The sequence below is a fragment of the Pseudomonas sp. TE3895 genome (assembly GCF_056278855.1).
Genome location: NZ_JBWBQE010000001.1, coordinates 1,540,446 through 1,558,622 on the forward strand (window position 1 = coordinate 1,540,446; position 18,177 = coordinate 1,558,622).

Sequence of the window (18,177 nt, forward strand, 5' to 3'; positions counted from 1 at the left end):
TCTCATGTTCAACAAAGGATTGTTGCTGGCCTGCGCGCTGGCGTTGCTCAGTGCCTGTGACTCTTCCACGCCGGGCAAACCGGCGCCGGTCGAGAAAACCGTGGCGCCCGCGCCCGCCGAAACCCCCGCCCCCAAGCGTGAGGACCCGGCCGTGCTCGCCAAGCGCTACGAGGGCCGCGAACTCACGGTGCTGGACGTATCGGAAGTGCAGCTCGATGGCGCGGCAACGCTGTCGATCAGCTTCTCAGCACCGCTGGATGCCAAGCAGGACTTCGCTACCAAGGTGCACCTGGTCGACACCGTCAAGGGTAAGCTAGATGGCGCCTGGGAACTCTCCGACAACCAGATGGAGCTGCGCCTGCGCCACCTGGAGCCGCAGCGCAAGCTGGTGCTGACCGTCGACAAGGGGCTGCTGGCAGTCAACGGCAAGCAGCTGGACAGCGAGTCGATCACCCGCCTGGAAACCCGCGACATGCAGCCGACCATCGGCTTTGCCAGCCGCGGCTCGCTGTTGCCTACGCGCCTGGCCGAAGGCCTGCCGGTGATTGCCCTGAACGTCGACAAAGTGGATGTCGAGTTCTTCCGCGTCAAGCCAGACATGCTCTCGACCTTCCTGGCCAACTGGGGACGCAACAGCAGCCTGTACTACTACCAGTCCAAGGAAACCTTGGACATGGCCGAGCTGGTCTACAGCGGCCGCTTCGATCTAAACCCGGCGCGCAACACGCGCGAGACCGTGTTGCTGCCGATTGCCGGCATCAAACCGTTGCAGGCGCCAGGCGTGTACCTGGCAGTGATGCGCGCCTCGGGTACCTACGATTATTCTCAGCCGGCAACCCTGTTCACCCTCAGCGACATCGGCGTGTCGGCCCACCGCTACCGCGACCGCATTGACGTGTTTGCTCAAGCCCTGGAAGGCGGCAAGGCGCTGAGCGGCGTCAACCTGGAAGTCCATGACGAAAAGGGCAAGCTGCTGGCCCAGGCCACCAGCGATGGCAAGGGGCATGCCCAGCTGCCGATCACGCCCAAGGCCGATACCCTGATCGCCACCCAGGGCGTGCATACCACGCTGCTGCGCCTGAACACCGCAGCCCTGGACCTGGCCGAATTCGACATCACCGGGCCTCAGGCCAACCCCCTGCAGTTCTTCATCTTCGGCCCGCGTGACCTGTACCGCCCGGGTGAGACGGTGCTGCTCAACGGCCTGCTGCGCGACCAGGACGGCAAGCCGGTCAAAGCCCAGCCGGTGAGCGTGGAAGTGCGTCGCCCGGATGAACAGGTGAGCCGCAAGTTCGTCTGGGAAGCCGACAGCAATGGCTTGTACCAATACCAGTTGCAACTGGCCACCGAGGCCCCGACTGGCCGTTGGCAACTGCTGCTCGACCTGGGTGGCGGGCGCAAGCAGGTCTATGAATTCCTCGTTGAAGACTTCCTGCCCGAGCGCCTGGCGCTGGAGCTCAAGGGCAGCAGCACACCGCTTTCGCCGGATGAAGATGCGCGTATCCAGGTCAATGGCCGTTACCTCTATGGTGCGCCGGCCGCCGGCAACCGCCTGAGCGGTCAGGCCTATGTACGCCCGCTGCGCGAGGCAGTACCGGCGTTGCCTGGCTACCAGTTCGGCTCGGTCACCGAAACCGATCTGAACCAGGACCTGGAACTGGACGAAGTCACCCTTGACCAGGCCGGCAAGGCGGTGGTCGATATCGAAAGCCGTTGGGCCGAAGCCCGCTCTCCGCTGCAACTGACCGTGCAGGCCAGCCTGCAGGAGTCGGGTGGACGGCCGATCACCCGGCGCCTGGAGCAGCCTATCTGGCCGGCTGAGCGCCTGCCGGGCCTGCGAGGCCTGTTCGAAGGTGAGGAGACCGATAGCGACGGGCCCGTGGAATTCGAATTCCTGGTGGCCGACCGCGACGGTAACAAACTGGCGGCCGACGCGCTCAAGGTGCGCCTTGTTCGCGAACGCCGCGATTACTACTGGAATTACTCGCAAAGCGACGGCTGGAGCTACGCCTACAACGAGAAATTCCTGACCCAGAACGAAGAGACGATCAGCGTCAAGGCAGGTTCCACCGCCAAACTCAGCTTCCAGGTTGAGTGGGGCCCTTACCGCGTCGAGGTGGAAGACCCGCAGACCGGTCTGGTATCCAGTGAGCGCTTCTGGGCCGGCTATCGTGCCCAGGACAACGCTGAGGGCGGCGCGGTGCGGCCGGACCAGGTCAAGCTGGCGCTGGACAAACCCTCCTACACCGATGGCGCTACTGCCAAGGTCACCGTCACCCCGCCCGCTGCGGGTAGCGGCTACCTGATGATCGAGTCCAGCGATGGCCCGCTGTGGTGGCAGGAGATCGATGTGCCCGCCGAGGGCAAGACCTTTGACGTGCAACTGGACAAGGCCTGGGCCCGTCACGACCTGTACATCAGCGCGCTGGTTATCCGCCCTGGTGAGCGCAAGGCCAATGCCACGCCCAAGCGCGCCGTGGGCGTGCTGCACCTGCCGCTGGACCGCGCCGAGCGCAAGCTTGCGCTGAGCCTGCAGGCGCCGGAAAAAATGCGCCCGAAACAGCCTTTGACAGTGAAGGTAAAGGCCGCCAACGCCGATGGCAGTGTGCCCAAGCAGGTGCATGTGTTGTTGTCGGCGGTGGACGTGGGCATCCTCAACATCACCGATTTCAAAACCCCCGACCCGTTCGCCAGCCTGTTCGGGCGCAAGGCCTATGGTGCCGATCAACTGGACATCTACGGCCAGTTGATAGAGGCCGGCCAAGGCCGCCTGGCCAGCCTGGCGTTCGGTGGTGACGCAGCGATGGCCAAGGGGGGCAAGCGACCCAACACTACGGTAACCATCGTCGCCCAGCAGAGCCTGCCGGTGACGCTGGACGACAAGGGTGAGGGCCAGGCCACGGTCGACATCCCCGACTTCAACGGTGAACTGCGGCTGATGGCGCAGGCCTGGACCGAAGAGCACTTCGGCATGGCCGAAGGCAAGACCGTGGTCGCCGCGCCGTTGATTGCCGAGCTTTCGGCCCCGCGCTTCCTGGCCGGTGGCGACCGTACCAGCCTGGCACTGGACCTGGCCAATCTGTCCGGCCGCGCCCAGCAACTGAGCGTCGAAATCACCACGGCGGGGCAACTGAGCCTGGCGGCCAATGCCGTGCAGAGCGTTAACCTGGCCGAAGGGCAGCGCTCGACGCTGATGATTCCGGTGCAGGCCCAGGGGGGGCTGGGGCAGGGCAAGGTGCATGTACGGGTGACTGGCCTGCAACTGCCGAACGAGCCGGTCAATGCGTTCGAACGTGAGTGGACGCTGGGCGTGCGCCCAGCCTACCCGGCAATGCTCAAGCACTACCGCGTGGCCTTGAAGGACCAGCCGTGGACTTTGCCCGAAGCAGACCTGGCCGCCTTCGAGCCCGCTGGCCTGGAAGCCAGCCTGGCCTTGTCGAGCCGGCCGCCGCTGAACCTTGCCGAGCAGATTCGCGCGCTGCAAGCCTACCCCTACGGCTGCCTCGAACAGACCACCAGCGGCCTGTACCCTTCGCTGTACGCCGATGCCGACAGCCTCAAGCGCCTTGGCATCAAGGGCGAGCCGGCGGATGTGCGCAAACGCAAGATCGAAATGGGCATCGAGCACCTGCTGGGGATGCAGCGCTACAACGGCAGCTTTGGCCTGTGGAGTTCGGACAGCGAGGAAGAGTACTGGCTGACCGCCTATGTGACTGACTTCCTGCTGCGTGCCCGTGACCAAGGGTATGGCGTACCCGCCGAGGCATTGAAGAAGGCCAGTGAGCGCCTGCTGCGTTACCTGCAGGAACGCAACCTGATCGAAGTGGACTACAGCGAAAATGCCGACCACACGCGCTTTGCGGTGCAGGCCTACGCGGCGCTGGTGCTGTCGCGCAGCCAGCAGGCGCCGTTGGGTGCCCTGCGCGGGCTGTTCGAACGTCGCGCCGATGCCCGCTCCGGTCTGCCGCTGGTACAACTGGCAGTGGCGCTGGACAAAATGGGCGACAAACCGCGTGCCAAGCAAGCCTTGCAGGCGGGCTTGGGCATCAGCCGTGGCAAAGGCTGGCTGGCCGATTATGGCAGCGCCCTGCGTGACCAGGCACTGATCCTGGCACTGCTGCAGGAGAGCAACCTGGCCAGCAGCCAGGTCGATCAGCGCCTGTTCGCCCTGTCGGATGAACTGGCGGCCAACCGTTGGTTGTCGACCCAAGAGCGCAATGCACTGTTCCTCGCTGGCCGTGGCCTGCTGGGCAAGCCGGAAGGCCAGTGGCAGGCACGTCTGGACAGCGCGGGTGAAGTGCGCGAGTTGAACAATGCCGAGGCCGGTATGAAGCTGGAAGGCCCGTTACTGGCCTCGCCTCTGAGCGTGCAGAATGAAGGCAACGAGACGCTGTACCAGCAGCTGACCTTGTCCGGCTACCCACGACAGGCACCTGCTGCTGGCGGCAACGGCCTGCAGATTCACAGAGAGTACCTGGCCATGAATGGCCAGCCGCTGGACCTGCACAACCTGCGCAGCGGCGACCTTGTGCTGGTGCACCTGGCGCTCAAAGCTGAGGACCGCGTGCCGGATGCGTTGGTGGTAGACCTGCTGCCGGCCGGCCTGGAGCTGGAAAACCAGAACCTGGCTCAAAGCGCCGCCAGCCTGGACAACGCCAGCAGTGCAGTGAAGGCGTGGCGCGAGTCGATGCAGAATGCCAGCGTGGTGCATCAGGAGTACCGTGATGACCGTTATGTTGCCGCGCTCAAGCTTGACGGCTATGGCACCACCCACCTGCTGTACCTGGCGCGAGCAGTGACCCCGGGCACCTACCGCGTGCCGCCGCCGCAGGTCGAGTCGATGTATCGGCCGAACCTGCAGGCCGTGGGCGATGGGCAAGGGGAGATGACGGTGAAGGCCCGCTAGAGGCCCGCTCTACGCGGACAATGTGGGAGCGGCCTTGCGTCGCGATAGGGCCGCAAAGCGGCCCCGACAATTCAAGCGGCGAAGCTGAAAGCCTGGGGCTGCTGTGCAGCCCTGTCGCGACGCAAGGCCGCTCCCACAAAGACCGCGCAGATCAGTGGATCACCCAGCTCATCACCCACAGCCCCAGCACCAGCCAGATGATTCCGAGGATGATCGAGGCGCGCATGAATGCGCGGATTGCCGAGTACAGCAGCATCAGGCCGATGATCAGGGCCAGGATGCTCAGCAGCGAGGTGTCCATGCCCAAGGTGCGCGACAGGCCATCGATGAAGTTGCCACCGGCATTGGCCAGCAGGTTGAACAGCCCGCTCAATGCGTCGACGATGAAGCGGATCAACGACCCCAGTGCCTGGCCCAGCCACTCGAAAAAACCTTCTACATGCATAGTTGCTTCCTGATGAAAAAATCGGCGAGGTTGTCGTCCCAAAGCCTTTGGCCATTACCTGGCCAGGTCGGTTCCCGATGCCAAGCTTAGCGCGACCACGGTGCCGTGCGGGCAGGTTGTTGCGTGCCGCGCTGATCAGTCTGCTGGTGCTCGGCGGCCTGTTCTGGCTGGCTGATCGCATCTGGCCGCTGCCGCTGCCAGGTGATGACCTGGCCCGGGTAGTGCTGGCCGAAGACGGCACGCCCTTGTGGCGCTTTGCCGATGCTGATGGCGTGTGGCGCTACCCCGTAAGCCCTGAAGAGGTTTCGCCGCTTTACCTGCAGGCTTTGCTGACTTATGAGGACCGTTGGTTCTACAACCACCCAGGGGTCAACCCGCTGGCATTGGCCCGCGCGGCCTGGCTGAACCTGCGCGGCGGGCGTGTTGTGTCGGGCGGCAGCACATTGTCGATGCAGGTGGCACGCCTGCTCGACCCGCACGACCGTACCTTGGTCGGCAAACTGCGCCAGCTATGGCGCACCTTGCAGCTGGAATGGCACTTGTCCAAGCGCGACATCCTGCAGATCTACCTGAACCGCGCACCGTTCGGCGGCACGCTTCAGGGCGTGGCGGCAGCCAGCTGGGCGTACCTGGGCAAGTCGCCCCTGCACCTGACACCTGCCGAAGCGGCACTGCTGGCCGTGCTGCCCCAGGCACCCAGCCGGCTGCGCCCGGACCGCCACCCCGAGCGTGCCCAGCGTGCCCGGGACAAGGTGCTGCAGCGCCTGGCTGAATACCAGGTATGGCCAGCCCAGCAAATTCGCGAGGCGGCCGAGGAGCCGCTGGTGTTGGCGCCACGCCAGGAGCCGGCCCTGGCGCCATTGTTGGCCCGGCGCCTGAACAGCGCTGACAGCCCGCCGCTGATCCGTACCACGCTTGACGCTGCGCTTCAGCGGCGCCTCGAAGACTTGCTGCTGGGCTGGCGCGCACGGCTGCCGGAGCGTACCTCGGCCGCCATTCTGGTGGTCGAAGCGCAGAGCATGGCGGTGCGCGCGTACCTGGGCTCGATAGATTTGTCTGATGAGCGCCGCTTTGGCCATGTCGACATGGTGCGCTCGTTACGTTCGCCCGGCTCCACCCTCAAGCCGTTTCTTTACGGCATGGCGCTGGACGATGGCCTGATCCATTCCGAATCGCTGTTGCAGGATGTTCCACGACGCTATGGCGACTATCGCCCTGGCAACTTCTCCATGGGGTTCAGCGGGCCGGTGTCGGCCAGCTCGGCGCTGGCCCTGTCGCTCAACCTGCCCGCCGTGCAATTGCTGGAGGCCTACGGCCCGAAACGCTTTGCCGCACAACTGCGCATGGCGGGCATGCCGTTGATACTGCCCCCCCTTGCCGAGCCCAACCTGTCGTTGATCCTGGGCGGTGCCGGCAGCCGGCTGGAGGACCTGGTCGGCGGCTACGCGGCGCTGGCGCGGGGTGGCAACAGTGCGCAGGTGCGCTTGCAGCCACAGGCCCCCTTGGTGGAGCACCGGTTGCTGTCACCGGGGGCGGCGTGGATCATCCGGCGTATCCTCAGCGGCCAGGCGCGCCCGGACCGCGACCCGCACGCCGAACTGGTGCAGCGCCCGCTACTGGCCTGGAAAACCGGCACCAGCTACGGCTTTCGCGATGCCTGGTCGATTGGCGTGGGGCCGCGTTACCTGATCGGCGTATGGATTGGCCGCCCCGACGGTACACCGGTGCCTGGGCAGTTCGGCCTGGCGTCGGCGGCGCCGCTGATGTTGCAGGTGCACGATCTGTTGAGCAATCGCGACAGCCAACGCGGCATCAGCGTCCCGGTAGCGCCGGTACCTGCGAATATCGGCGTTGCGGCGATCTGTTGGCCGCTGGGCCAGCCGATGAGCAAGCAGGACACCAACTGTCGGCGTCAGCGCTTTGCATGGACCCTGGACGGCACCACGCCGCCAACCTTGCAGGCAGCCGACCAGCCGCTGGGCCTGGGCTTGCGCGAAAAAGTGTGGGTCAACGAGCAGGGCTTGCGGGTGGATGGTAGCTGCCCGGGCGCCAAGGCGCGTGACATCGCCCTGTGGCCGGCGCCGCTGGAGCCTTGGCTACCCCGTGTCGAGCGGCGCATGGCGCGTTTGCCGGCCATCGACCCGGCCTGCCCACCGCAGGCGCCGGCCAGTGCACCACCGCTGTCGATCGTCGGCGTGCGCCCAGGCGACAATCTGCGCCGCCCGGCCACCAGCACTGAGCCGTTGCAATTGCAGGTCTCTGCCTTGGGTGGTGGTGGACGGCGCTGGTGGTTCCTCAACGGCCAGCCGTTGGGTGAAACCCAGGGGCAGGACAGCCTGTTGCTGCGTTTGCCACAGGTCGGGCAGGCCGAACTCAGCGCGCTGGACGAAAGCGGTCAGACGGCGCGGGTGGCGTTCCAGGTCAGTGAGTAGGTGTTCGACGACAGCCGGGCCAGCACCTACGCTTGCAAGTGACGGGTGTGACCGGCTGGTGCCCCACAACCCATGGGAACATGGAGTGCCCTATGCGTCCTCTGGTCGCGCCCCTGATGTTGCTGCTTTGGGCACTTGCTGCCCACGCCGAGCCGTTGCCGGGGTTTCTCGACAGCCATGAGTACGAGCGGCGTCTGCCCAGCGCCAACCTGCCGATGACGGACTACTCCCCTGTGAGCCCCCACATACGGCTGGCCGGGGCGGCTATCAACAACCCCGACTGGGCCCCGGCCAACACCCGGCTGGTACTGCATAAAGTGCGCTTCGAGGGCGGCACGGTGTTCCCCTTGGGCGACCTGCGCGAACACTATCAGCCGCTGATCGGGCGCGAAACCACGTTGGGTGAATTGCAGCAATACACCCAGCGCCTGACCCAACGCTACCGGCAGGAGGGCTACTTGCTGTCGTATGCCTACTTGCCTGCTCAGGATGTGGCCGATGGCAGGGTCAACGTGGTGCTGGTCGAAGGTTACGTACGTGATTACCGCGTGGACGGCGATATTGGGCCGGCCAGCGAGTATTTGCAGCAGCTGCTGGCGCGCATTGAGGCCGAGCGCCCACTGACCCGCGAAACGCTGGAGCGCTATCTGGGCCTGGCTACGCGCATGCCAGGGGTTGTGGTAGAGGCCGAACTGGCAATGGCGCGGGCTGCCGATGGTGTCGCCCAGCTGACCGTGCATGCACGGCGCAAGCCGCTCAGCGCCGCTGTGACCGTGGCCGACTCCAGCCGTGATGCTGCACAGGCCCTGATCACCGTAGCCAGCAATGCCCAGACCCGCCATGGCGAACTGGTCACGGCCAGCTGGCTGCTGCCCCCTGGCAATGACCGGGTCTACTACCAGCGTCTCGATTACAGCCAGTACCTGGACGCCGCCGGTAGCCAACTGCTGCTGTCGGCGTCGCGCTACCGCAGCGAGCCCGGCACGCGCATACGTTTGAACGATGGCCGCGATATCACCCGCGAGCACGACAGTGAGCGCTATGCGATCGGCCTGCGTCAGCCGGTGGTTGTCAGGCCGAATGAGTGGCTGGCGGTGCAGGGGCACGTGTACTCGGTCAGTGAGCATGATGAAGACCGGATGGCCGAGCAGCCATCGTCTCGCAAGTACGACACCTATGTGCGGGCGCTGTCATTCGAAGGTGACTGGCGCAAGGTGGAGCAGGGGCGTTTGCGTATCGTCAGTGCCGGGGTCCATCAGGGGCTGGACTACCTGGGGGCGCGCAGCGATGCTGACTACGATCTCGACTTCCTGCGCTTGCGGCTTTCCGGTTTGCAGAGCGACACCCTGTTGGAAAACGGGCAGGGGGTGGTGTCCGGGGCGTTGTACTGGAGTGATGATCGATTGCCCGACAGCGAGCGTGCGGGGTTTGGCGGGCAGAGTTTCGGGCGCGGTTACCCGCGCGATCAGGCGGACGGTGACAAGGGCTGGGGTGTGGCTTACGAGCTCAACTACAGCGTGCGCAGTCGCTGGCTTGCGCGGGTTCAGCCCTATGCGGTGGTGGATACCGCTCAGGCCTGGCACAACCGGGGACCGGTGGAGGACGCCCATCTGGCTTCGGTGGCGCTGGGTGTGCGGTTAGGGGGTGGGCATATGTTCAATGTGGCGCTGGAAGTGGCCAAGCCGTTGGCGGATGTGGCGCTGGATAGCCTGGACCGTCGGCCTCGGCTGTCGTTGAACCTGGCGATCCAGTTGTAGCAGGCAACTATGGGCTTGCAGGAGCAGCCTTTCGCAGCGCAAGGCCGCTCCAGAATGGTGTGCCGAGCCCTCACTCAATGGGTCGTGAACCGCTGGTGCACGGGCGACGAGCTGGGGGTCAGCGCCAGAGCCAGTTGGGTGCGGTTGTGCATATGCGTCAAACGCAAAACCTGAGACACATACAGCTTCACGGTGTTTTCGGTAATGCCCAGTTCGCAGGCGATCTGGTAATTGGTCTTGCCCTTGCTAACCAGGCGCGCCACTTCCAGCTGGCGTGGTGACAGTTTCTCGAACGCTGCTGGCAGCTCGCTTTCGCTTTCTTCTGCATCACTGGCACGCCGGTGGGTGCCTTGGCCACGGGCTTTTTCCAGGTCCTGATACAGTTCGTCCACCGACTCGGCCAGTTCCTGCAAGCGCTGGTTCAGCCCACCCAGATCACGGAGGTTGCGCTGGCGCTCCAGCAAGGCCTCTTCCTGCCGGCGTACGCCTGCCAGCAGTTCATCAAGGTCCATCGGCTTCTGGTAGTAATCGGCAAAACCTTCGCGTATCGCCCGGATCAAGTCCTGTTTCTCGGCCCGCCCAGTCAACATGATGGCTTCGAACGTGCGCTGGCTGCCGTTGATTTCCTTCAAGGCGCGCACCAGCTCGATGCCATCCCGATCTGGCATGTGCAGGTCACAGATGAGCAAGCCGATGGTCGGGTCTGCCACATAGTGCTCGATGGCTTCGTCGGTTGAGAGGGCTGTAACGCAGGTATAGCCCTTGGTTTGAAGGAATTCACTCAGCTGTTCGACAATGACCGGTTGGTCATCAACCACCAACACCTTTACTTCACTCACTGATCTGGACACGATCAACTCCCTGTTCTTATACAGCCCTGCTCCCGTGCCAGACGCTCTGGCAGCTTAAAAGTAGTCGCACTCAGCGAATATGTACAAGGCGTGTACAGGTTATCGGACCACTGGAAAGCTTATTGGATCCATACGGCCGTTAGAAGAAAACCTGATAACACATAGGGCACGAACGCCTGCTTGTCGCCCATTTCCTCGGTCAGGGCCTGCAAACGCTTCTTTACCTTGGGGTTGAGCAGAGTCCACAGGCGGCGGCGGGTCAGTAGCCAGACCAGTACAGTGACACCCGCGCCAATGAAGGTGCCGAGCACATATTGCGGGCTGGTGGCCAGGGCCAGGGCGCCCATCAGCTTGACGTCGTCGGCGCCGAAGCGGCCGAGCATGTAGCCTGGCAGGGTCAGCAGCATGACGATGGCCAGCGCCCAACCGGCCTCGTTGGCTTCGGCGCCTATCCAGCTGTGGCCGGTGCTGAACAGCCAGGCCAGGGCGCAGCCAGCCACTCCCAGGGTCAGCACGTTGGAGATCTGGCGTTGACGCACATCCTGTTCGGAGCACAAGGCAAGCCACAGCAGGAGAACAATGCTTTGCATTGGCAGGTCGCCTTTCCCAAATGTTGAACACATCTACCCGGTCAGTCAGGTTTCCTTAAATGAAGATAGACGGGAACGTGCGGGGGAGTGCGGTTGGCATCTGAAAAAAGGCGTGCGTGGAATGGATTTTGTCGTAGCTGACACAGGCCAGGTCGGTGACGCAGTCGTACTTGGAATCGCCACCTATGTAGGCGTGGGTTCACCCGCGAACACCCGCGAAGCCGGTGCCATGCACCGGGCCAATTGCTTCGGGGGTAAACCCGCTCCCGCAGGGCCACGGTGCATGCAAAAGCCGCGTTCCAACGCTATTTTTTGCTGCCCGGTGGGTAGTTGCCCAGCACCTTGGCCACGGTGTTGCGGATTGCGCTGTTACGTTCTTCCGGGCTTGGCGGGTAGTTGTTCATGATCTGCTCGGCACTGCCGCGCCATACCAGCTTGCCGTCACGCCCATCGAACATGTCGACCTGGATGGTGGCGACCTTGTAGTCGACACTGCGGGTTTCGTTGTACATCGGGCCACCCCAGTAGCCGCCCCAGTAGCCACCCCAGCCACCGCCGTAGTTGGTGGTGATCTGTTGTTGGCGCTGCTCCACGATCAGGTATGTGCGTACTGCCAGGTCGGGCCGCGCTCCGCCTTGTACCGGACGCAGGCCGCGCTGGTCGAGTTGGTCTGCCACCGCCTGGCGAATGCGCTGCTCGGTGAGGTCGCTCTTGATCCGCGGGTCATCCGGGCGGTACTGCAGGCCTGGCTCCTGCCATGCCCAGCTGCGGTAGGCGGCAAAATCGCGGCTGGCATCGAAATCCTGCTGGACGTTGTTGCTTGAGCAGGCAGCGAGCAACAACGCGAATGACAGTAGAACGAGACGGCGCAACATGATGGTTCTCCGTTAGCTATTAACTGGGAGGATAGCCGCTGAGTGCCTTGTGCACAGAATCGCGCAAGGCACTTTCGCGTTCGCGGGGCGAGTCCTTGTTGCTGCTGCTTTCGGCGCTGGCGCTCCAGACCGGCTGGCCGCTGCGGGCGTCGTACAAGTCGATGCGCACCACCAGGACTTCGACCTCGTAGGTACGCACGATGGGCACGCTGGCATAGCCTCCATAACCGTGGCGGTAGCCGCCATAGCCGACCCCCCCATAGGGATACGGCCCGTAGTAGGGGTCGTAGGTGTCGTAGTCACGCACTTGGCGCAAGCGTTTTTCCAGGCGCATATCGGCGCTCACCAGCAAGTCGCCAGGGCCTGTGCGAGCGGGGCGCAGGCCATGCTGGTCGAGCGCACCGCTGACGGCATCGGCCAGTTGCGCCGGGTCGGCATCGACAGCGCCGCTGGGCAACTGGCCGTTGCGCCAGCTCCAGCTGCGGTAGTGCCCATAATCACGAGCGGGCGCAGGGTATGCACTGGCGTCGAAGGTGGTGGCCGCCTGGGCAGGGGCTGGTGGTAACGGGCGGCTGCTGGCCACATAAGGGTTGCTGCCCTGGCAGCCAGCCAGGGCAATGGGCAGCAGGGCCAGGCACAACAGACGGTACGGCATGTGTTCCTCCTGGCGCGGCGGATTAGCGGGGGCGGCAAACCCAGTGCAGGTAGCGGCCAAGCCCGGCGAAGGTGGGGTGGCGACGGTGGGCCAGCTCCATTTCCAACAGGTCGAGCAGCTCGGCCTTGCCCTGGAATTCCTTGGGCATATAGTCGTGAAACACCCGCACGCCGCTTTCGCTTTCAACCTGCCACATAGGCTCAAGTTGCGCCTTGAGTTCGCGTGGATCAAGCGGTTTCTGTGGGGTCAGGCTCTGCTTTTCACCTTCCAGCCGGTTGCTGCGCAACTTGCGGAAATGGCCCTTGAGCAGGTTGCGATAGACCAGTGCGTCGCGGTTGTAGAAGGCCAGCGATAACCAACCGCCGGGGGCCGTGAGCTGGTGCAGCACCGGCAGGATGCTCTCGGGTTCGGCCAGCCATTCGAGCACGGCGTGGCAGAGCACCAGGTCGTAGCGCTCGGTCAGCTGACCGAGCAGGTCTTGCCAGGGCGCCTGGATGAAGGTCGCGGTCTGGCCGGCTTCGGCAAAGCGCGCCCTGGCGCCGTCGAGCATGGGCGCCGCAGGTTCGGCCAGGGTCAGCTGGTGGCCACGCTCGGCCAGCCACAAGGCCATGTGGCCCAACCCGGCGCCGATGTCGAGGATGCGTAGCGGGCGGTCGGGTAGCGCTTCGGCCAGGTCGGCCTGCAGCACGGCCAGGCGGATCGCACCCTTGGCGCCGCCATAGATCTTTTCGGCAAAGCGGGTGGCCAGCTCATCGAAATGACGGTCGTTCATCGGGCGAAGCGCCTCTCGCTGTCGGCCAGCTTGGCACGCACCACTTGGTCCATGTCCAGACCCAGTTCGCTGCACAGCAGCAACAGGTAGAGCACCACGTCACCGATTTCCTGGCCGGCGTGGGCCAGTTTGTCGGCAGGCAGCTGGCGCGATTCGTCCTCGCTCAGCCACTGGAAGATTTCTACCAGTTCGGCCATTTCGACGCTGGCGGCCATGGCCAGGTTCTTCGGGCTGTGGAAGCCGCGCCAGTCATTGGTATCGCGGATCTGATGCAGGCGTTGGGTGAGTTCTTGCAGGTTCATCGGGGGTCTCCTATTGCTGCATAGCTTCTGCCCAGGCCCGATGCAAAGCAAGCGTATACCGCCAGGACAGGCCCGGCCCTACAGGCACTCCCAACGGCCGACCATATGCAGCACGTCCCCGTGCCCGTCCAGGCGCAGTTGGCCCGAAGGGCCCGCTTCACTGGCACTGAGCACCACCTCTGAAGGCAACCTGACCGGCTTGCGGAAGTCCACCTCAAAGGCATAGCCACTGTGCGGCAAGTGCCCGCGCAGCGCGGCCAAGGCCATGGCCTTGGTCCACATGCCATGGGCAATGGCCGTTGGAAAGCCGAATAACCGCGCACTGACCGCACTGAGGTGGATAGGGTTGTAATCCCCGCACACCTTGGCATATCGCCGGCCGATATCACTGTCGGCGTACCAGCGGGTGGCCTCGGGTAACGGATCAGGCTCAGGGTCGGCGGGCTCACTTGCCTCGCCTTCCAGGGCCAAGCCACGCACCAACATGCGGCTGGTCTCGCGCCAGAGCAGGCCGAGGCCATCTTCAGCCTCGGTGACCAGGTCGAAGGTGCCCCCTTTGGCATGGCGCTGCAGGTTGTGCGCGTACACCGCAAAGCGCAGCCCTTCGACAGCACCAAGCGGGCGCAGCACTTCGATGCGGTTGTGCAGGTGTACCAGACCCAGCAGCGGGAAGGGGAAATCATCGGCCGTCATCAGCTGCAATTGCAGGGCAAACGCCATCACATGTGGATAGGTCCCCGGCAGGCGGCCATCATCGGGAAAGTGGCAAAGCCTTCGATAGGCACCCAGATTGCCCGGTTGGACCCGAATGAAACAGCGCAGGCCATCGTCCGGCAGCCGGTCGCCGCTGATGGAGCGTTTGCTGGCTGCGCGCAGGTACAGGCTGGCGCGGGCGGCCGGGTTGTGCAGGTCGTGCCATTGTCGGCTCATGTTCAAGCCCCCATCAGTGCCTGGCCGCACACCCGCAGCACCTGGCCGTTGACCGACCCGGAGCCTGGCTGGCTGAGCCACGCAATGGCTTCGGCGACATCCTGCGGGCGCCCACCCTGGCCCAGCGAACTCAAGCGCCGGCCCGCCTCGCGCAGGCCCATGGGCATGGCTGCAGTCATGTGGGTTTCGATGAAACCGGGGGCGATGGCGTTGATGCTGCCACCGCGCTCGGCGAGCCGTGGCGCCCAGGCCTGGGCCAGGCCGATCAGCCCGGCCTTGCTCGCGGCATAGTTGGCCTGCCCGCGGTTGCCGGCAATGCCGCTGACCGAGGCCAGCAGGGTGATGCGCGCGTTTTCCCCCAGCGCGCCGTTGTCATACAACGCCTGGGTGAGCACTTGCGGTGCCTTGAGGTTCACGGCCAGCACGGCGTCCCAGTATTCCGGCGTCATGTTGGCCAGTGTCTTGTCGCGGGTGATACCGGCGTTGTGCACCACGATATCGATGCCGTCGGGCAGGGCCGCGAGCAGTTGCGTTGCCGCATCGCTAGCGCATATATCCAGTGGCAGTGCCTTGCCGCCGAGGCGTGCAGCGAGGGCGTCGAGGTCCTGGCTGGCCTGCGGTACATCCAGCAGCAGCACATCGGCGCCGTCCCGTGCCAAGGTTTCCGCAATGGCGGCGCCGATACCGCGCGCAGCCCCCGTGACCAGCGCACGGCGGCCGCCGAGTGGGCGGGTCCAGTCCTCCACCTGGCTGGTGCAGGCTTGCAGGCGCAGTACCTGGCCAGAGATGAAGGCACTCTTCGGCGAGAGGAAGAAGCGCAGGGCGCCTTCCAGCTGATCTTCGGCACCGGGGGTGACATACAGCAGCTGGGCAGTCGCGCCATTGCGCAGTTCCTTGGCCAGTGAGCGGCTGAAGCCCTCAAGGGCACGCTGTGCAACGCTGGCCAGTGGGTCGTCGAGGCCTTCCGGTGCACGGCCCAGCACCAGTACATGGGCGCATGGGGCCAGGCTGCGTAGCAGCGGCTGGAAAAATTCACGCAACTGCTTCAGTGCATCGCTGTCGGACAAGTGACTGGCATCGAATACCACGGCCTTGATTTTCGGCCCCAGGCCGGCCACCCAGGCTTCAGCCTGCAGGTTGTCGGCATTGAAGCTGTATACCTCGTCAGTGAGGCGCGGGGCGATGGCTTCGACCTGCGTCGCCAGTGGCCCGCCACCCAGTACCAGGGCACCTTCCACCGGCCGCAGGCGGCCAGCCTGCCAGCGCTCCAGTGGCGCCGGGCGTGGCAGGCCAAGGGCATCCACGAGGCGGCGGCCGAGATTGGAGTTGGCAAAACCGAGGTAGCGATCGCTCATGAGGGGTCTCCCGAAAGGCAAGCTTGAAAGTGTGGACCAACTTTGCGGCAGGGTCGTTCGAATGCGGTAAAAACACCTAGGCTGTACCGAACAAATTGTTTCAGGAGGAACACGCGCATGCGTTCAACTCGCCGGGTCGCGATCCTGGGCGGCAACCGGATCCCTTTCGCCCGCTCCAATGGCGCCTACGCCACGGCCAGCAACCAGGCGATGCTCACGGCCGCGCTTGAAGGCTTGATCGAACGCTATCGCCTGCACGGGCTGCGGTTGGGCGAGGTGGTGGCCGGTGCTGTGCTCAAGCACTCGCGCGACATGAACCTGACCCGCGAGTGCGTGTTGGGTTCGCGCCTGTCACCGCAGACCCCGGCCTATGACATCCAGCAGGCCTGTGGTACCGGGCTGGAGGCTGCGCTGCTGGTAGCCAACAAGATTGCCCTGGGGCAGATCGACTGCGGTATTGCAGGCGGTGTCGATAGCACCTCCGATGCGCCGATCGCCGTCAACGAAGGCTTGCGCCATATATTGCTGCAGGCCAACCGTGGCAAAAGCCTTGGCGAACGGTTACAGCCCTTCCTCAAGCTGCGGCCTCATCACCTGAAACCCGAGCTACCACGCAATAGCGAGCCGCGTACGGGGTTGTCGATGGGCGAGCATTGCGAGCGCATGGCCCACACTTGGCGCGTTGGCCGCGCCGAGCAGGACGAATTGGCGCTGCTTAGCCATCAAAAGCTGGCCGCTGCCTATGCCGAGGGTTGGCAGGACGACCTGTTGACGCCGTTTCTTTCGCTGGTGCGGGACAACAACCTGCGCCCCGACCTGAGCCTTGAGCAGTTGGCCAGGCTCCAACCAGCCTTTGACCGCAGCGGGCAGGGCACGTTGACGGCGGGTAATTCCACGCCGTTGACCGATGGTGCTTCGCTGGTGCTGTTGGGCAGCGAAGCGTGGGCGCAGCAGCAGGGGTTGCAGGTGCTTGCCTATCTGGTCGATGGCGAAACCGCTGCGGTGGATTTTGTCACGGGGCGCGAAGGGTTGTTGATGGCGCCGGTGTATGCCGTGCCGCGCTTGCTGGCACGCAATGGCCTGACGCTGCAGGACTTTGACTACTACGAAATCCACGAAGCCTTTGCTGCCCAGGTGCTGTGCACGCTCAAGGCCTGGGAAGATGCCGATTACTGCCGTGAGCGGTTGGGCCTGGAGGCGCCGCTTGGCGCGATCGACCGCAGCAAACTCAATGTCAAGGGCAGTTCGCTGGCAGCCGGGCACCCGTTTGCGGCAACCGGTGGGCGGATATTGGCCCACCTGGCCAAGCTGTTGGCGACGGCGGGTAAGGGGCGCGGGCTGATTTCGATCTGTGCGGCAGGCGGGCAGGGGGTGACCGTTATCGTCGAGCGCTGAAGCACCTCCAGGGTAACGGCAGAGGCGGCGAGTGCCTCGATCATGATCCAGCTGTTAGGCTTGTCTGGTCAGAACTAAAAGAAAATACCATGCCGATCATCGGACACCCCCGCGCTATCCCCGCGCTGGAACACCTGCCCAGACCGCTCTACGCCCGTGCCGAAAGCCTCGGCGCCGGTTCGTGGACCACTCGCCACCAGCACGACTGGGTGCAGTTCTCCTACGCCATCAGCGGTGTACTCGGCGTGTACACACGCGACGGCAGTTACTTTGCCCCACCGCAGTGGGGGGTGTGGATCCCCGCCGATGCCGAGCATGAAGTGGTCACCTCGATGCAAGCCGAGATGCGCAGCCTGTATGTGCGCCGCGATGCCTGCCCATGGGCGCCGGAACAATGCCGAGTGCTGGAAGTGACGCCGCTGGCGCGCGAGCTGATAAAGCAGTTCTGCCTGTTCCCGGCAGATTACCCAGAGGACGACAGCGCCGAATCGCGTCTGGTGGCAGTGCTGCTCGATCAGTTGCGCACCTTGCCGGAAGTCGGTTTTTCGCTGCCGTTGCCCCGCCACCCTGGTTTGCTGGCGCTGTGCAATGGCTTGATCGCTGCACCAGACCAGCCGCAGACCTTGCAGCAGTGGGCGCGGGAGCTGGGGTGTTCGGAGAAGACGCTGATGCGGCTGTTTCAACGGGAGACCGGCTTGAGCTTTCGTAATTGGCGCCAGCGCATGCGGTTGTTGTCGTCGCTGGCGTTGCTGGAGGCGGGGGAGAATGTGACCGAGGCGGCGCTGGGGTGTGGGTATGACTCCACCTCGGCCTACATTGCGGCATTCAAGCAGCTATTTGGCGCGACACCGGGGGAATTGAAGCTCTGATTTTCGGTTTCCTGTGCCGGCCCTTTCGCGGGGTTATCCGCGA

The 18,177-nt window shown here is 64.4% G+C and carries 14 protein-coding genes; 5 read left to right on the plus strand and 9 right to left on the minus strand.

Going from position 1 to position 18,177, the window contains the following annotated elements; all coding sequences use genetic code 11:
• The first annotated feature begins 4 nt into the window (after positions 1 to 4).
• Positions 5 to 4,906 carry an alpha-2-macroglobulin family protein gene (locus ACZ889_RS06900; protein ID WP_180688904.1) on the plus strand — a complete coding sequence of 1,634 codons (4,902 nt, stop codon included), beginning with the start codon at positions 5 to 7 and terminating at the stop codon, positions 4,904 to 4,906.
• A 151-nt stretch (positions 4,907 to 5,057) separates the two neighbouring features.
• On the opposite strand, the gene ACZ889_RS06905 is transcribed toward ACZ889_RS06900, so the two are convergent.
• Complete coding sequence (locus tag ACZ889_RS06905; RefSeq protein WP_004577004.1) at positions 5,058 to 5,351, minus strand: hypothetical protein; 294 nt, start codon at positions 5,349 to 5,351, stop codon at positions 5,058 to 5,060.
• Between the two features lie 77 nt (positions 5,352 to 5,428).
• Between ACZ889_RS06905 and pbpC the strand changes: the two genes are divergently transcribed.
• A complete protein-coding gene (pbpC, locus tag ACZ889_RS06910) occupies positions 5,429 to 7,783 on the plus strand; it encodes a peptidoglycan glycosyltransferase PbpC (protein ID WP_476257263.1) in 2,355 nt (784 codons plus the stop codon).
• A gap of 92 nt (positions 7,784 to 7,875) precedes the next feature.
• Positions 7,876 to 9,540 carry a ShlB/FhaC/HecB family hemolysin secretion/activation protein gene (locus tag ACZ889_RS06915; RefSeq protein ID WP_476257264.1) on the plus strand — a complete coding sequence of 555 codons (1,665 nt, stop codon included), beginning with the start codon at positions 7,876 to 7,878 and terminating at the stop codon, positions 9,538 to 9,540.
• A 74-nt stretch (positions 9,541 to 9,614) separates the two neighbouring features.
• Here the strand turns inward: ACZ889_RS06915 and ACZ889_RS06920 are convergent, their stop codons facing one another.
• The 8 genes from ACZ889_RS06920 to ACZ889_RS06955 all read right to left on the minus strand — a co-directional run bounded on the left by ACZ889_RS06920 (position 9,615) and on the right by ACZ889_RS06955 (position 15,870).
• Positions 9,615 to 10,391 carry a response regulator transcription factor gene (locus tag ACZ889_RS06920; protein ID WP_047605352.1) on the minus strand — a complete coding sequence of 259 codons (777 nt, stop codon included), beginning with the start codon at positions 10,389 to 10,391 and terminating at the stop codon, positions 9,615 to 9,617.
• A 119-nt stretch (positions 10,392 to 10,510) separates the two neighbouring features.
• Positions 10,511 to 10,981 carry an A24 family peptidase gene (locus tag ACZ889_RS06925; protein WP_003255306.1) on the minus strand — a complete coding sequence of 157 codons (471 nt, stop codon included), beginning with the start codon at positions 10,979 to 10,981 and terminating at the stop codon, positions 10,511 to 10,513.
• Positions 10,982 to 11,286: 305 nt separating this feature from the next.
• A complete protein-coding gene (locus ACZ889_RS06930; protein ID WP_180688901.1) occupies positions 11,287 to 11,856 on the minus strand; it encodes a DUF4136 domain-containing protein in 570 nt (189 codons plus the stop codon).
• A gap of 19 nt (positions 11,857 to 11,875) precedes the next feature.
• Complete coding sequence (locus tag ACZ889_RS06935) at positions 11,876 to 12,511, minus strand: DUF4136 domain-containing protein (protein ID WP_003255302.1); 636 nt, start codon at positions 12,509 to 12,511, stop codon at positions 11,876 to 11,878.
• 22 nt (positions 12,512 to 12,533) lie between these two features.
• Positions 12,534 to 13,283 (minus strand): methyltransferase domain-containing protein, encoded by a 750-nt coding sequence (locus ACZ889_RS06940; RefSeq protein WP_012051096.1) that lies wholly within the window; start codon positions 13,281 to 13,283, stop codon positions 12,534 to 12,536.
• Entirely contained in the window at positions 13,280 to 13,585 is a 306-nt protein-coding gene (locus tag ACZ889_RS06945) for a MazG-like family protein (protein WP_003255298.1), read from the minus strand. The genes ACZ889_RS06940 and ACZ889_RS06945 overlap by 4 nt, the downstream gene beginning before the upstream one ends.
• Before the next feature lie 78 nt (positions 13,586 to 13,663).
• Positions 13,664 to 14,515 (minus strand): MaoC family dehydratase, encoded by an 852-nt coding sequence (locus ACZ889_RS06950; protein ID WP_476257265.1) that lies wholly within the window; start codon positions 14,513 to 14,515, stop codon positions 13,664 to 13,666.
• A 2-nt stretch (positions 14,516 to 14,517) separates the two neighbouring features.
• Positions 14,518 to 15,870, minus strand: coding sequence for a 3-oxoacyl-ACP reductase (locus tag ACZ889_RS06955; protein ID WP_476257266.1), 1,353 nt, complete (start codon positions 15,868 to 15,870; stop codon positions 14,518 to 14,520).
• 117 nt (positions 15,871 to 15,987) lie between these two features.
• Between ACZ889_RS06955 and ACZ889_RS06960 the strand changes: the two genes are divergently transcribed.
• Both ACZ889_RS06960 and ACZ889_RS06965 read left to right on the plus strand, forming a co-directional pair.
• Positions 15,988 to 17,265: an acetyl-CoA C-acetyltransferase gene (locus ACZ889_RS06960; RefSeq protein WP_476257267.1), complete on the plus strand. Its 1,278-nt coding sequence runs from the start codon at positions 15,988 to 15,990 to the stop codon at positions 17,263 to 17,265.
• An 89-nt stretch (positions 17,266 to 17,354) separates the two neighbouring features.
• Entirely contained in the window at positions 17,355 to 18,134 is a 780-nt protein-coding gene (locus ACZ889_RS06965; RefSeq protein WP_003255291.1) for an AraC family transcriptional regulator, read from the plus strand.
• Positions 18,135 to 18,177: the final 43 nt, after the last annotated feature.